Raw genomic sequence first — 13,619 nt, 5'->3', positions numbered from 1 at the left:
GCGACTTTTTCCACGCATTGGACCAGTCATGAAGCGTCGGCGGCCACCGGGGAGAGCCAGCGCAGCGCTCCCGCACGGAACCGTGCCCCCGACCACGACCCGGCCTGCTCGGGGATGCGCCCGAGCCAGGGGGTCGAGGTGGTGGCGCACCGGTGGCGCAGATACTCCTCGTTGGTGGCATGGAGGATTTCGGGGTCTTCGGGCCAGCTTCCCAACAACAGCCCAGTCAGTTGCAGGCCGCGGGCCCGGGCGGCTTCGAGGGTGAGCAGGGCGTGGTTCAGGGTGCCCAGGTCGGGGCGGGCCACCAGCACCAGGCCTCCGTCCACGGCGGTGCACAGTTCGGCCAGGGTCTGTCCGGCGGCGGTGAGTTCGACCAACAGACCCCCGGAGCCCTCGACCAGGACGAGGTCCACGTTCGAGGCCAGGGCCCGGATGGTGGCCACATGTTCGCTCAGCGGTGGCAGCGCGACCCCGGCGTCCCGGGCCGCGGGCACCGGAGCCAGGGGCAGCGGCAGCCGGATCCCTTCCTTCACGACGACGTCCTCCCCGGCCAGCCGGTTCACCTCGGAGACATCCGCCGGTTCCGGTCCGCTTCCCGTGGCGGGGATGCCGGTCTGCACCGCCTTATACACACCGACGCGCAGCCCTTCGTGCTGCCAGCGGGCGGCCAGCGCCGCAGTGGCCACCGTCTTGCCCACACCGGTATCGGTTCCGGTGACCATCACGATCTTCATGTTCCTCCATCGATCTGCGCCCGGACCGCCCGAGGCGCCTGAAAGGAGAGCAGCCGCAGCCACTCGGGTTCCGGGCCGGAAGGCACCGCGTCCGGTAGGGTGCGGGCCACCTCGTGGAGCACCAGTCCTGCTTCGAGTTCCGTCAGGCGGGCGCCCAGGCAGCGGTGCAATCCGTGGCCGAAGGCCAGCCCATAGCCGGCCCCGTCCTCGGCCACCGCGTCCGGGGCGTGGTGACCGGTCAGTTCCAACAGGATTTCGGCCCCTGCGGGCAGTTGGCGGCCGGACAGCGTGGCCCCCGGCACCGTTGTACGTCGCCAGGTGGGGACCGAGGACTCGGTGGCCAGCACCTGACGGACCCGCCGCTTGCTGGCTGTCAGCCCGTCGGGTCCGCCGCATTCGGCCCAGGCCACGGGATCGGCCAGGGTGCGGTGGAGGACGGTGTTGATCAGCAACGCCGTCGTCTCCTGTCCGGCGATGACCAGGAAGTAGCCCAGCGAACAGATCTGCCGTACTCCCAGCCCTGCCTCGTGCAGGACCCCGAACAGGTTCGTACTGCCCCTGCTGGCGGTGACCGATTCCCTGAGCCAGGCATGGAAGTCGGCGGCCCCGTGGGCGAGTTCGACCTGGCGGTCCGGCCCGGGCCACCCCCAGAACAGTTCCAGCGAGTCACGGCTCCACCGTTGCAAGGTCTCCTGCTCCGGTCCGGGCACCCCGATCAGTTCCCACATGATCTGCGCGGGGATCCCGCCCACGCGTTCGCCCAGGTCCAGCGTGGATCCCTGTTCCAGTGCGGGCCGGGCTCCTGCTGCCTGTTCGCGGGCCAGCGAGCTGACCCGGTCGGCGACGGCTGCGACCTTGGCCGGGCTGAAGAAGCGGGCGACCAGTCTCCTGACGCGCAGGTGTTCCTCCCCCACGGCCGAGGCCAGTACCGGCGGCAGGGCGAAGCCGACCCGGGCCAGGACACGCAGCGCCTCCGGGCCCAAGGGTTCGACGGCGGTCAGGGCGTTGGTAGGGAGGAATTCCGTGGTGCGCTGAAGGACCTCGCGTACCTGCTGCGGGTCGCTGACGGTGAAGTAGTCGGCGGCTTTCATGCCGTCACCCGGGCATGGCGTGACACCGTTCTGGCCACCGTGGCCAAAACCTCCACCAGCTCCTCGGGGTGCTGGGTGGCCCGGGCCGTCAACCGGATGCGGGAGATGCCGTCCGGGACGCTGGGCGGTCTGAAGCATCCGACGGCGATCCCGGCCCCACGCAGTTCAGCGGCGATCATGGTGGCCGTTTCGGCCGATCCCACCCGGAGGGAGACCACGGCCCCGGCCCCGGATTCGATGACCTCGACCTCGACCTGGTTCCTCTGCCCCGGACTCGAACCGGCAGGGAACAACCGGCCCAGCGTGCCGGTCATCAGCGCCACGCGCTCCGGCACCAGCCCGGCCAGAGCGGGGTCTTCCTCCAGGATCCGCACGGCTTCGCCGGCCGCCGCCGCGCTGCCGGGCGCCAGGGCGGTATCGAAGATGAAGCTCCTGGCGGTACTGGCCAGGTGGGTGCGCAGCATTCCTGCCGGTTCCCCGCCGAACAGCACGGCCCCACCTTGGGCGCCGAGCGCCTTGGACAGCGTCGCGGTGACCACCACCGAGGGGTCCGCGGCCAGCGAAGCGGCCCGCACCGCCCCACCGGCGGTGCCCACCCCGAGTGAATGGGCCTCGTCGACCAGCAGCAGGGCGTCGTACCGGCGGCAGGCGGCAGCGAGTTCGGCCAGCGGGGCGGCGTCCCCGGAGACCGAATATACGGATTCCACGACGACCACGGCCCGCGGTTGGCTGCGGCTGGCCAGTAGGTCGATGGTTTCCTTCACGGAATGATGGGAGGTCCAGGCCAGCGGGCTGCGGGCCAGCCGGGCCCCGTCGATGAGACTGGCATGGGCCTGCTCATCGAGCACCAGCAGTGTTCCAGGCCCGCCGAGCGCGCCGAGGATCCCCAGATTGGCCAGGTAGCCGCTGGAGAAGACCAGTGCCTCGTCCCTGCCGGTCAGCCGGCAGAGCCCGTCTTCGAGTTCCCGATGCACCGGATGTGTCCCGGTGACCACCCGGCTGGCGGAGGAACCGGTCCCGTGGCGCAGGGTCGCCCGGTGCGCCGCCTCGGCCAACCGGGGGTCGCGGGCCAGGCCCAGGTAGTCGTTGGAGGCCAGATCGTAGAGTCCGGTGGCTTCGTCGGTGGCGCGGGCCAGTCCACGCACCTCTCGGACCCGGGCACGTTCTAGGAGCCAGTGCTGCCAGGCGCTCATGCGTGGACCTCGGCGATCGCCCCGGTCACCGCTGAGCAGAGCCGGGAGATCTCCTCCGCCTCGGCTACGTAGGGCGGCATGAGGTAGACGAGGTTCCTGAAGGGGCGGACCCAGGCGCCGGCCCGGACGGCGGCATGGGTGAGCGCGGTGATGTCGACGGGCCGATCCAGTGCGATGACGCCGATGCCTCCCAGCACCCTGACGTCGCTGACGCAAGCAAGTTCCATCGCCGGTTGCAGTCCGGTGAGCAGGCCGGCTTGCAGGGCAGTGACCGCGGTCTTCCAGGCGGGCACCCCGGCGGCGTCCGGGGTGGCGAGCAGGTCCATCGAGGCGGCGGCGATGCGGCAGGCCAGCGGGTTGCCCATGAAGGTCGGTCCATGCAGGATCGCGTCGGTATCGGAGGCGGCGATGGCGCGGGCCACCTTCTGCCCGACCAGCAGTGCCGCCAGGGTCACGTAGCCGCCGGTCAAGGCCTTGCCCACGCACATCAGATCCGGGACGACGCCGGCCCATTCGCAGGCGAAGTACCTTCCGGTGCGCCCGAAGCCGGTGGCGATCTCGTCGAGGATGAACACCAGATCCTCCGCGTCGGCGATCTCCCGCAGGATCCGCAGGACCTGCGGCGGGTAGACATACATGCCCCCGGCCCCCTGGAGCACCGGTTCCACCACGATCCCCGCCAGGGTGTCGGAGGACTCGGCCACCAGCCGCCGGACCTGGCCCTCCCAGGCATCGAGTGCTTCGGTGTCATAGGTCCAGGTCCCGCCCTCCGGGGTCCCCGCGTCGGGCTCGAAACGGGCCGGAGGTGGACGGGAGGCGAAGAGGTGATCCGCCACCAGACCGGGGAAGGCCGAATGCATCCCGTCCACCGGATCGCAGACACCCATCGCCCCGAGGGTGTCACCGTGGTAGCCGCCCCGCAGGGCCAGGAACCGGTGGCGGCCGGTGTGGTGCCGGGCCCCCTGGTATTGCACGGCGGTCTTCAACGCCACCTCGATGCTGACCGATCCGGAATCGGCCAGGAAGACGTGCTCGAGCCCGGGTGGGGCGGCAGCCCGCAGGCGTTCGGCCAACTCCACCGCCGGGGCATGGGTGAGCCCACCGAACATGACATGGCTGTAGACCTCGATCTGGGCGTGGGCCGCGGCGTTCAGGGTCGGATGGTTATAGCCGTGGACCGCCGACCACCAGGAGGACATCCCGTCGATGACCCGGTGGCTGCCGCCGGGGCCGGCGAGTTCCAGCTGGCTGCCGGCGGCGGAGGTGACGGAGTACAGCGCCCCGGCGTCCAGGCTCGCATAGGGGTGCCAGAGCAGGCCCGCGTCCCGGTCGAGCAACCTGGGTGTGGCAGTGCTGGTGTGGGGCGCACTCATGCGTTGGGGGCCACTTCCGTCCCGGCACCACGACGGCGGATGGTTGGGTTCGCCCCGACGTTTTCCCTACTGGCGCCCAGGACCTCGAAGCCCGCATCGGAGATCATGGCCAGATCCGCCTCGGCCTCCTGGCCTTCACTGGTGAGGTAGTCGCCCAGGAAGAGCGAGTTGGCGACCTGCAGCGCGAACGGCTGCAGGGAGCGCAGATGCATTTCGCGTCCCGCGGCCATCCGGACTTCGGAGGCCGGGGCCGCGAGTCGGACCAGGGCCAGGATGCGCAGGCATTTGAGCGGGGTCAGTTCCCACGTCCCTTCCAATGGCGTGCCGTCGAAGGGCATGAGGAAGTTCACCGGGATGGAGTCGGCGTCCAGATCCCGCAAGGCGAAGACGGCCTCGACGAGCTGCTCGTCGGTTTCGCCCATCCCGACGATGAGTCCCGAGCAGGGGGACAAACCCGCCGTCTTGGCGGCCTGGACCGTGGCGACCCGGTCGGAGAACTCGTGGGTGGTGCAGATGTCCTCGTATTTGGATTCGGCGGTGTTCAGGTTGTGGTTGTAGGCGTCGACCCCGGCCTCGCGCAGTTTTTCGGCCTGACCGGATTTCAGGATCCCCAGGCAGGCGCAAACCTCCACCTCGGGGTTGCGTTCCCGGAGCTGGCCGACCATCCCTGCGACCCGGTCGACGTCGCGGTTGGCCGGCCCCTTGCCACTGGCCACCATGCAGACGCGGCTGGCGCCGCCTTGGATGCCCAGCTCGGCCTGCCTGACCGCTTCATCGGCGTCGATCCAGGTGTACTTCAGGATCTGGGCGGCCGAACCCAGCCGTTGGGAACAGTAGGTGCAGTCTTCGGGGCAGAGACCCGATTTCAGGTTCACCAGGTAGTTGACCTTCACCGTGTTCGAAAAATGACGACGTCGCAGCTCCCCTGCGGCGCCGACGAGGGCGAGGGTCTCCTCATCGGGGGTGGCCAGGATGGCCGCTGCACCCTCGGCGTCGAGTCCGTGACCGGCGGCCACCTTCTCGACGACCCCACGCCAACTGCTCGGAGTTGTATTGGCTACGGTCTGCTCATCGGTCGACTCCGCGACCCTGGCCTCTGGTGTTCCTGCTGGCATTGCCACGTTGCGTCTCCCTCATAAATCATGATTGAACACCGTTCAGCGGTGTCGTCGATCCAGCGTACAATAAATTGAACGGCGTTCAGCCACTCCCCGGGCACCGTAGACTACGGGCATGGCGTTGACTCGGGATCAGGTGGTGGGCTCCGCCGTCGGCATCCTCACCGAGTTCGGTCTGGCCGATCTGTCGATGCGTCGCCTCGCCCGCGAGCTCGAGGTCCAGGTCGGCGCCTTGTACTGGCACGTGAAGAATAAACAGGACCTGCTCGTCGACGTCGCAGCCCGCCTGCTGGGCGGAATCACGCTCCCGCCCCTGGCCGCCACCTCCTCCCCCGGCGGACCGGCCGAATCCCGCGCGGCGATCATCGAGGTGGCCACGGCCATCCGCTCCGCCCTGCTGCCGGTGCCCGACAGCGCCGAAGTGGTGCAACTGGCGCAATCCATGCAGCCGGCGGCCCTGCTCCCGCTGACCGGGCTGCGTGATCTGCTCGAGACCTCCGGCATCGATCCGGCCCATTCGGCCTGGGCGCAGCATCTGATCCTCAACCACATCCTGGGTTCCGTCGCGGCCGGTCAGGAACACGCCAAACTCGCGGCCCTCGCGGCCACCGACCCCTCGATCCCCGGCGGCCCGCAATTGGGGGCCGACGCCTTCGCCTGGGGTTTGGGCGTCATCCTCGACGGAGCCCTCCCGGTCCGCGAAGCGTCGAACGCATAACGAAGCCGCCGGGTGCATTGTGGGCCCACTGCCGGTTCCGTACCTTCGATGGAGGAACCCGGTCTTCCGGGTTCGGTCTCAGTACTTCCGAAGGGGAACAGCAAGTTCAATATTTCGCAGACCAGCCGTCACCGCTCCGGCGCCGCAGTGGCTTCCGGCCCGTCGCGCACCTCGGCCGGCCCCCGTTTGCTGGCCGTTGCCGCCGTCGGACTCCTGTCCCTGACGGCCTGCAGCAATGCCAACGGCGCCGGGGAGGCCAGCGCCTCGTCGAGCCCCGGCGGTGCTTCGGACAGTTCCGAGGCACCGGCCTCAGCAATCCAGGACCCGGGGGTGATCACCGAAGGAGCCGCCGACGAAGCCTGGAAGGAACAGGCCCGCTCGGCGGGCGCGGAAGGCAGCGAGATCGACGCCACCCGCTGTGTCGACGAGCTGCTGGACCAGAAGGCCCTGGATGCCGTGGCCACCGCCCTGCCGGAAGTCGGGGGGATGTACCTCAGCGGCCTCTACACCCACGCCGGCTGCACTTTCACCGCCACCAATCTGGACGCGGACGCCCACCAGGCGTCGGCCATGGTCCAGGTCCGCAGGTACTACCCCGGCAACGACGAGGAGTACAAGACGCTGGACGAGTCCGGTTTCCTCAAGCACGGCCAGTGCGCGGACGACGTCGAAACGGACGAAAACGGTGTCGCCACCGTCAATAAGCACGGCGTGAAGGAAAGCAACATCCCCGGGGCCTCCGCCGCCGTGGAGCTGCAGGCCGCCTGGCAGTGTTCCGAGGACGGGGCGACGAGCTCCGCCGTCCTCATCCATGCCGCGGACGACGAACAGGACGGCTTCTCGGATCCCACGGTCCTCACCGAACCGGAGCTGGCCCTCGAGATGGCCACCCACCTATCCGAGACCGAATCCGACTGGGCTCCACAAATGGACGAGATCTACGAGAAGAACTTCAAGGACGCCATGGGCCAGTAGCCCTCCCCTTCGACGGCGTGGCCCCGAAGCGTCGAAGGCATAACGAAGGCGCAGGACCCATTGGCCCGTCGTTCCGAATTCCGTAGTTTCGATGAAGCAACTTGTTTTTTCGGGTTCGGTCCCAGCAGTCGAAAGGAACAGCATGTTCAGCACATCGGAGTCCAGCCGCCCCACCGCAGTAGTACCGGGACGGAAACGCACCACCGTCCTTCCGCGGCTGATGGCCGTCACGGCCGTGGGATTCCTGTCCCTGACGGCCTGCAGCAATGCCGACGGCGCCGGGGATCCCAGCGCGTCCTCGAGCCCCGGTGGCACCTCCGAAAGTGCCCAAGCCCAGGAATCTGCGAGCCAGGACACCGGGATGATCACCGAGGGAGCCGCCGACGAGGCTTGGAAGGACCAGGCCCGGAAGGCAGCTTCGAAGCAAGCGGCGAAGCGCAACTCGGTGGACCCCGCTCCCTGCGTGGATGGTCTGTTGGACCAGAAGACCCTCGACGCCGTGGCCACTGCAATTCCGGAAATCGGCGGGCTATCCATGAGTGGTCTGTACACGCATGTCGGTTGCGGCTTCACCGCCACCGACCCCGACGATGAGGACCTGCTCCAGGCCGCCGCGGAGGTCCAGATCCGCAGGTATTACCTCGCCAACGACGAGGAGTTCAAGACCCTGAACGAGTCCGGGTATCTGAAGCACGGCCAGTGCGCCGACACCGTCGAGACGGACGAGAACGGCGTCTCCACGGTCAATAAGCACGGCGTGAAGGAAAGCAAGATTCCAGGTCCTAGCATCGCGGCCGTTGACCTGCAGGCCGCCTGGCACTGCTCCGCGGACGGGGCGACGACCTCCGCCGTCCTCATCCATGCCGCGGAGGGCGAAGAGGACCGCTTCACGGATCCCACGGTCCTCACCGAACCGGATCTCGCCGTCGAGATGGCCACCCACCTATCGGAGACCGAATCCGACTGGGTTCCACAGATGGACGAGATCTACGAGAAGAACTTCAAGGACAACACGGGCCAGTAGCCCCGCCGATCCCGCCCCGGGGACCACGAACCTCAGGGGGCGAGTTCGGCATACCCCTTGAAGGCAGGAAGCTGGCTTGATTCGGCATCCGCCACGGCCCGGCGGATATCCCAACCGTCTCCCGGCACGCGGGGGCTGATCACCACCTGCACCGTGAGTGTCAGCAGCGTGCCACCGGCGTCCGGGGACAGCTGATAACCGTAGATGGTGTGCACATCACCGTCACCGGTGGAGATCACCAGCTCCCGCTCCGGGGTGAAAACGGCCAGGCTGTAGGTCCGCACGTTGTCCCCCATCCGGACCTCCAGCTCCACGCCGGGGCCCAGCGGGGCATCCGCATGCATCTCCGTCACCCCGGTGAGCCACAGTGGTGCCGCGGTGAAGTCGGTCAGCAGGGCCCAGACGCGTTGGACGGGCAGGCTGATGTGTTCGCTGGCCTGGTAGGCGGTGGTCTCGTCATCCTTCGCTGCGGTGCCCATGACTGCAGCATGCCCTGCGTGGCGGCGGAAGTGAAGACTTCGCTGCAAGCGGTCATCGCCCTGATGTCCGGAGCGCGGGCCGGATCAGTTCCCCAGCCGGCCTTCCGAGGCTTCGAGGTAGCAGGACCCGCACAGCGATTCGTACCAGACGTCCTGCCCGTCAATGGCGACCTGGTCGCCGTCGAAGACCACCGTGTCACCGATCCTTCGGGTGTTGAAGATGGCCTTGCGCCCGCACCGGCAGATCGTTTTGAGCTCTTCGAGGGTGTGCGCCAGTTCCATGAGCCGCAGCGATCCGGGGAACATCCGGGTCTTGAAGTCGGTGCGGATGCCGAAGGCCAGGACCGGGACGTTCTGCCGCACGGCGATGCGGAAGAGGTCGTCGACCTGATCGGCGGAGAGGAACTGGGCCTCATCGATGAGCAGGCAGGCCACCGGCTGCTGGTCCACGTGTTCCAGCAGGGCATCCGGATCGTCTCCCGAGGCGTGGGCGTTGAACAGGTCGACGGCGGATTCCCCGGGCGGGATGAGGAAGTCGACGGTACGGCTGACGCCGAGCCGGGAGACGATCTGGTCATCGCCTTTGGTGTCGACATCCGGCTTGGCCAACAGAACGCGTTGTCCACGCTCCTCGTAGTTGAAGGCCACCTGCAGCAACCCCGTGGACTTGCCGGAGTTCATGGCTCCGTAGCGGAAATAAAGCTTGGCCAATGGGTTCCTTTTCGTTGCGGCGTGCGCACCGAGTCTATGCGTTGGGTGGCCACCGGGGAGGCATCAGCCCAGTTGGACGTCGCGACCGAAGACCACGGCCTGCAACACATCCTCCAACTGCCAGAGGATGTAGGAGCTGTCCGTCGCCCACAACCCCGGATGATCCCTTCCGGTCTCCGGGTGCTCGATCAGGCCGATGCGGTAGTTCCCTCGGGGACCCACATTGACGTAGGTGATCGGATCGATGGATGTCGTATCGCCTTCCGCTTGGATTTCCCAGATGAACCACGGGTGGTTCCAGACCTGTTCCATGGCCTCGTTCGCCCCGCTGGGCAGCGGCGTTTCGCCGGCGAAACGTTCGTCCAGCTGCCCGTTCTGCAACAACAAGGGCTCGACGTGGACATTCCATGCAGGTCCTGCCCCGACCCAGCGCGACGCGCAGGAGGACAGTTCGCTCAACGGGATGAGCTGGACGTTGAACATCGTCTCGTCGTCGGGGTGCCAGGACTGGTTCAGTACCCGGGGGCCGTACCCCTGCTCGGCGGCCACCAGGGCCAGATCCCCCACGACGAAGGCCTGCAGCATCGTTTCCCCGTCCAGGAACCTGCCGGTCAGCCGCATCCGGGTCGTCGCCCCGTTCAGCATCGCGGCCATCACGTCGCCGATCTCGCTGAGTCGGCCGCCTTCCAGGACTCCGAGTTCCTGCAATTCGGCCAGTACCGGATCCTTGGCTCCTAGGCCCAAGCGTCCCAGCACCGAGTCCTCCAACTCCCCCATGCGCGCGATGGCGGCACCGGTCAGCCAGGTGCCTTCGCCGATCCACGACCCGGCTGCCTGGTAGAACGAATAGTCTTCCAGCACCTCACCCCGGGCACGACTGGCGACTTCATCCACGGATGCTTCCGGGGATCCACTCGATGATTCCTCCCCGGCCGGTTTTTCTTCGGTGTCGGCTGCTGGCTGCAGCACCGATACCGACCGGGCGATCGCCTCGAATTCCTCCGCGAAAAGGTGCCGGGTCTGCAGGGCTGTGGTGGTGCTGATCTGGATGGCCCATCCCTGGTGGATGACGAGGTAGTCGACACCGCTGACCGTGTGCCCCACCGGTGCACGATGCGTGTATTCGATGATCCGGCCGGAATGACCCAGCGCCTCTTCGGTGGAAGCCCCCGGGCGGAAGTCCCATTCGGAGACATCCACGATCCGACCCTCCGTCAGATCGGCGACGATCCCGGAGACGGCCAGCCGTCCGAAGTCCTGCACCGTGCCCGAGTACGGGTTCACTGTCACGACGACGTTGGGCGTGAATTCGCCCTGCACCGCCGGCATGCTGCCGAAGAGCTCTACTTCGGGACGTAGCTGCTGGCCGGTCCATGGGGCCGGGAGCTCGAAGGCCAGGATGCCTTGGTATCCCTCATACCGATCCGTGGTGTGTGCCTGCGTCATGCCCATCCTTTTCTTGCTGCCCTCGCGGGCACCTGCTCTCCCGGCCCCCAGAGAGGCGTTTCTTCCGTGCCGCCGCGAGCGACCCACTCCTTATGCCAACGCGGCGTCACGGCGGCCGGCCACCACCAGCGCATCCCGAACACGATGGGGACGAAAATCACCAGGAGCACCGTCCACAAGGTTTCGGCGTACTCCGCACGAGCCAAACTGGCGAAGACCGCCGGCCAGATGCACAGCACCGCCACCCCGCCCACGCCCAGATACATCGGATCGTAGTTTCTCTGCGTAAAGATGAAGGGACCGGGCTGCTTAACCGCCCAGGTCCGCCACCGTCCGCTCCAAGCCAACCCCCAGGCCGTGAGCAATGCCAGCCCGGGAAGGCCGAAAATCAAAACGGAAAGTAGAAAATCTTCCATGCTGTGAACCGTATCGCTCCCTAAGCTAGCCGAATGGGTTGAGTGATTTGAGGATCTTTTTCCCGGTTTCCTTCGCTGCTTCGCCGATGGATCCAATGTCACCGTGGCGGAGGTCGTTGATCGTCGATCCTATGGCATTGCCTACTTGGCCGCCGACCCAGCCACCGGCCAGTCCACCGACGAAACCTCCGACGGCTGCACCCACCCCTGGAATGGGGATGAGCGCCTGGCCCACTGCCGCCCCGACGCCACGTCCGACCGCAGTACCAACGATTGCCCCGGTTTCTTCTGCGGCAGTGACGACCGCAGCATCTTTTCGAGCTTCCTTTTGATGCTCAGCGTGGGTCATCTCCGGGTTGCGAAGCACACTATCGTTATAGCCTTCGCCGTAGGCCCCGACAAAGGTCATTCCGGCGCCGGCTACGGTAAGTAGCTTCCCTCCGGGGCCCTGGGTGAACTTATTGACCTTTTCCAGCGCCTTGGGCAGCTTGACGGGCCCGGTGCGCGTGTTGGGGTTACGTTCATGGCGTCCGGGGCCTCGAGTCAATTGCTTGGTCACCCGCACATGCGCCCCGTCCCTGATGGGCTTCACGTTCCATGGGTACTTCGCAGCCAGTGGCCCTCCGCCGACGGCGAGGGCCATCGGGTTGGCTGCATGTTTCGGGATGTAGTGATTCCCGGCGAGACGGGCATGCTTGGGGACGTAGCTCGGGTTTTTCCTACCGCCTCCGTCGGCGATGCGCTCCGCGTAAGACTTCGGAACTCCGAGTTTCTGCAGCCTCTTCTCCGTAATGCCGTACCGCTTCGGCTGGAACCCCTTCTTATGCTCATTCCTGTCTGAGTTGTAGACAAAGAACAGCTTTCCGTCCCTGTACTCGAAGGACGAAGCAGTGAGGCCGAGCACTGTGAGCGCGGTTACAGCATCCCCTCCGTACCCGGCTGCCTTGTTCGCATTCTTGAGGCCATCCCCGAATAGCGGGTTGAGCTCGGCGATCTTGGAAGCGCAGGTCGAGACCGCATCGTCATATAGCTCGGCAACGGCATTGACTTCCAGCTGAATATCACCAGTGGTGTCGAAATAATCGTCAGGGCGGGCCTCTTCCCTCATCTCGTTGTGACTCGCCGCACGCGATACGACTGCGTCATATCGTGCTTTGAGACCAGCGATCCTGGACGAGAAGTCCTCCAGCGCCTTGGCGGTGTCGTCGGTGACGGTGCCCACGGCATCGATTGGTGGGGACAACACCGTTGTCACCGCCGCGTAGACCTTGTCTTGATGCGGGGATTCGAAGACCGCTCCCAAACCAGACCAGTGGCTTTGGACATCGTCACGGATATCCCCGCAGTCCGTTCCGACCTTGCGCACGGCCTTGGCCTTGGAATCGATCGCAGCGGTATCGGGAAGCCTGTCAGGAAGCGGGGAAATGACAACGCTCATCAGGCACTGGCCTTGGTCTTCGGGGGAGCCGGGATCGAGTAGATCTCGGCCTCCGCGTCCGCAGCCATCTCCCAGTGGGCATCGGCGTAGGCCCCGATCGATGCCTTGGTGTTTCCGCAGATGGAATATCCCGCGTTCTTGCCGGATTCCAGCAGCTTGCCTAGAAATTCTCCGAGGAGCCCATCGAGTGCCTCCCCGATTTCCAAGTGGTCACAGGCCGTCGCCGCTTCGTTGAATGCCGTGTTCAGCTTCGTTTCCTGGCCTTCGAAGTCGTCCACCTCTCCCTGGGCCTTGTCCACAATGGAGTTCGCCGTCACGACGCTGACTTTCCACCCATCTCCTGCCACTGACTCGGCCTCCCCGTTCATGTAGTCATTTCCACTGTCCATCAGCCTATGACAGGCAGAATGAAGCCGCGATGGGGAGAACTCCCCATCGCGGCTTTACTCTGCGGGCGCGCCGAGCGCCACCAGGTGTTACTTACCGGCGGAGATACGCTCTGCCGCGGTCGGGTCGGAGTCGTTGAGGAACGTTCCGATCCGGTCGACTTCCTCGGCTTCGCCGATCGCTGCCGCGGCCCGCTGGAGGGCATACAGCGAGCGCAGGAAGCCGCGGTTGGGTTCGTGCGAGTACGGCACGGGACCCTGACCACGCCAACCGGCCTGGCGCAGCGCGTCGAGTCCTCGGTGGTAGCCCACCCGCGCGTAGGCATAGGACTCGACGGTGCGGCCGTCGTCGTAGGCCTCGTCGGCGAGCATCGCCCATGGCAATGATGACGCGGGGAACCTGGCCGCCAGGTCCACGGCTTCGTCGCCGGCTTCGAGACGCGCGTTGACGTCCTCGTCCGGGGCCAGGCGGGTCTCCGGGATGGCCAGGAGGTTGCGTCCGAGTGCTTCGCTCATA

The 13,619-nt window shown here is 66.6% G+C and carries 15 protein-coding genes; 3 read left to right on the top strand and 12 right to left on the bottom strand.

Going from position 1 to position 13,619, the window contains the following annotated elements; translation table 11 throughout:
• Positions 1 to 26: 26 nt before the first annotated feature.
• From bioD to bioB, 5 genes are read right to left on the bottom strand one after another with little or no spacing between them, the layout of a single operon-like run.
• Positions 27 to 734 carry a dethiobiotin synthase gene (gene bioD, locus ACT3S2_RS11305; protein WP_444555360.1) on the bottom strand — a complete coding sequence of 236 codons (708 nt, stop codon included), beginning with the start codon at positions 732 to 734 and terminating at the stop codon, positions 27 to 29.
• Positions 731 to 1,825, bottom strand: a complete 1,095-nt coding sequence (locus ACT3S2_RS11300; protein WP_443381957.1) for a cytochrome P450 — start codon at positions 1,823 to 1,825, stop codon at positions 731 to 733. Before ACT3S2_RS11300 ends, bioD begins: the two co-directional genes overlap by 4 nt.
• Positions 1,822 to 3,018, bottom strand: a complete 1,197-nt coding sequence (locus tag ACT3S2_RS11295) for an aminotransferase class I/II-fold pyridoxal phosphate-dependent enzyme (RefSeq protein WP_443381955.1) — start codon at positions 3,016 to 3,018, stop codon at positions 1,822 to 1,824. The genes ACT3S2_RS11300 and ACT3S2_RS11295 overlap by 4 nt, the downstream gene beginning before the upstream one ends.
• On the bottom strand, positions 3,015 to 4,391 hold the full coding sequence (bioA, locus tag ACT3S2_RS11290) for an adenosylmethionine--8-amino-7-oxononanoate transaminase (protein ID WP_443381953.1): 1,377 nt from the start codon (positions 4,389 to 4,391) through the stop codon (positions 3,015 to 3,017). Before bioA ends, ACT3S2_RS11295 begins: the two co-directional genes overlap by 4 nt.
• Positions 4,388 to 5,506 carry a biotin synthase BioB gene (gene bioB / locus ACT3S2_RS11285; protein ID WP_443382116.1) on the bottom strand — a complete coding sequence of 373 codons (1,119 nt, stop codon included), beginning with the start codon at positions 5,504 to 5,506 and terminating at the stop codon, positions 4,388 to 4,390. Before bioB ends, bioA begins: the two co-directional genes overlap by 4 nt.
• 118 nt (positions 5,507 to 5,624) lie before the next feature.
• Between bioB and ACT3S2_RS11280 the strand changes: the two genes are divergently transcribed.
• From ACT3S2_RS11280 to ACT3S2_RS11270, 3 genes are all read left to right on the top strand, one after another.
• Positions 5,625 to 6,227 carry a TetR family transcriptional regulator gene (locus ACT3S2_RS11280; RefSeq protein WP_443381951.1) on the top strand — a complete coding sequence of 201 codons (603 nt, stop codon included), beginning with the start codon at positions 5,625 to 5,627 and terminating at the stop codon, positions 6,225 to 6,227.
• Positions 6,228 to 6,374: 147 nt separating this feature from the next.
• A complete protein-coding gene (locus tag ACT3S2_RS11275) occupies positions 6,375 to 7,202 on the top strand; it encodes a hypothetical protein (protein ID WP_444561718.1) in 828 nt (275 codons plus the stop codon).
• A 142-nt stretch (positions 7,203 to 7,344) separates the two neighbouring features.
• Positions 7,345 to 8,226, top strand: coding sequence for a hypothetical protein (locus tag ACT3S2_RS11270; RefSeq protein WP_444561717.1), 882 nt, complete (start codon positions 7,345 to 7,347; stop codon positions 8,224 to 8,226).
• Between the two features lie 32 nt (positions 8,227 to 8,258).
• Here the strand turns inward: ACT3S2_RS11270 and ACT3S2_RS11265 are convergent, their stop codons facing one another.
• The 7 genes from ACT3S2_RS11265 to ACT3S2_RS11235 all read right to left on the bottom strand — a co-directional run bounded on the left by ACT3S2_RS11265 (position 8,259) and on the right by ACT3S2_RS11235 (position 13,618).
• A complete protein-coding gene (locus ACT3S2_RS11265; protein WP_443381945.1) occupies positions 8,259 to 8,705 on the bottom strand; it encodes an SRPBCC family protein in 447 nt (148 codons plus the stop codon).
• Positions 8,706 to 8,789: 84 nt separating this feature from the next.
• Positions 8,790 to 9,416, bottom strand: coding sequence for a thymidine kinase (locus ACT3S2_RS11260; RefSeq protein WP_443381943.1), 627 nt, complete (start codon positions 9,414 to 9,416; stop codon positions 8,790 to 8,792).
• Between the two features lie 63 nt (positions 9,417 to 9,479).
• Positions 9,480 to 10,862 carry a hypothetical protein gene (locus tag ACT3S2_RS11255; protein WP_444561716.1) on the bottom strand — a complete coding sequence of 461 codons (1,383 nt, stop codon included), beginning with the start codon at positions 10,860 to 10,862 and terminating at the stop codon, positions 9,480 to 9,482.
• A complete protein-coding gene (locus ACT3S2_RS11250; RefSeq protein WP_443381939.1) occupies positions 10,859 to 11,278 on the bottom strand; it encodes a hypothetical protein in 420 nt (139 codons plus the stop codon). Before ACT3S2_RS11250 ends, ACT3S2_RS11255 begins: the two co-directional genes overlap by 4 nt.
• A 25-nt stretch (positions 11,279 to 11,303) precedes the next feature.
• Positions 11,304 to 12,716 carry a hypothetical protein gene (locus ACT3S2_RS11245; RefSeq protein WP_443381937.1) on the bottom strand — a complete coding sequence of 471 codons (1,413 nt, stop codon included), beginning with the start codon at positions 12,714 to 12,716 and terminating at the stop codon, positions 11,304 to 11,306.
• Positions 12,716 to 13,105: a DUF6507 family protein gene (locus ACT3S2_RS11240; RefSeq protein WP_443381935.1), complete on the bottom strand. Its 390-nt coding sequence runs from the start codon at positions 13,103 to 13,105 to the stop codon at positions 12,716 to 12,718. Before ACT3S2_RS11240 ends, ACT3S2_RS11245 begins: the two co-directional genes overlap by 1 nt.
• An 87-nt stretch (positions 13,106 to 13,192) precedes the next feature.
• A complete protein-coding gene (locus ACT3S2_RS11235; protein WP_444555368.1) occupies positions 13,193 to 13,618 on the bottom strand; it encodes a DUF3151 domain-containing protein in 426 nt (141 codons plus the stop codon).
• Position 13,619 lies beyond the last annotated feature (1 nt).

The organism is Arthrobacter sp. AOP36-A1-22 (assembly GCF_052377615.1).
In the GTDB taxonomy this organism is placed as follows: domain Bacteria; phylum Actinomycetota; class Actinomycetes; order Actinomycetales; family Micrococcaceae; genus Arthrobacter_H.
The sequence above is the reverse complement of the archived record's forward strand: the minus strand, read 5'-3'. Positions and strand labels throughout refer to the sequence as shown.

Excerpts from the sequence above, each read along its gene's own strand:
- ACT3S2_RS11240 (WP_443381935.1), bottom strand. The coding sequence starts at position 13,105 with ATGGACAGTGGAAATGACTACATGAACGGGGAGGCCGAGTCAGTGGCA.
- bioA (WP_443381953.1), bottom strand. The coding sequence starts at position 4,391 with ATGAGTGCGCCCCACACCAGCACTGCCACACCCAGGTTGCTCGACCGG.
- ACT3S2_RS11295 (WP_443381955.1), bottom strand. The coding sequence starts at position 3,018 with ATGAGCGCCTGGCAGCACTGGCTCCTAGAACGTGCCCGGGTCCGAGAG.
- bioB (WP_443382116.1), bottom strand. The coding sequence starts at position 5,506 with ATGCCAGCAGGAACACCAGAGGCCAGGGTCGCGGAGTCGACCGATGAG.
- ACT3S2_RS11265 (WP_443381945.1), bottom strand. The coding sequence starts at position 8,705 with ATGGGCACCGCAGCGAAGGATGACGAGACCACCGCCTACCAGGCCAGC.
- ACT3S2_RS11235 (WP_444555368.1), bottom strand. The coding sequence starts at position 13,618 with ATGAGCGAAGCACTCGGACGCAACCTCCTGGCCATCCCGGAGACCCGC.
- ACT3S2_RS11300 (WP_443381957.1), bottom strand. The coding sequence starts at position 1,825 with ATGAAAGCCGCCGACTACTTCACCGTCAGCGACCCGCAGCAGGTACGC.
- ACT3S2_RS11245 (WP_443381937.1), bottom strand. The coding sequence starts at position 12,716 with ATGAGCGTTGTCATTTCCCCGCTTCCTGACAGGCTTCCCGATACCGCT.
- ACT3S2_RS11270 (WP_444561717.1), top strand. The coding sequence starts at position 7,345 with ATGTTCAGCACATCGGAGTCCAGCCGCCCCACCGCAGTAGTACCGGGA.
- bioD (WP_444555360.1), bottom strand. The coding sequence starts at position 734 with ATGAAGATCGTGATGGTCACCGGAACCGATACCGGTGTGGGCAAGACG.
- ACT3S2_RS11280 (WP_443381951.1), top strand. The coding sequence starts at position 5,625 with ATGGCGTTGACTCGGGATCAGGTGGTGGGCTCCGCCGTCGGCATCCTC.
- ACT3S2_RS11255 (WP_444561716.1), bottom strand. The coding sequence starts at position 10,862 with ATGACGCAGGCACACACCACGGATCGGTATGAGGGATACCAAGGCATC.
- ACT3S2_RS11250 (WP_443381939.1), bottom strand. The coding sequence starts at position 11,278 with ATGGAAGATTTTCTACTTTCCGTTTTGATTTTCGGCCTTCCCGGGCTG.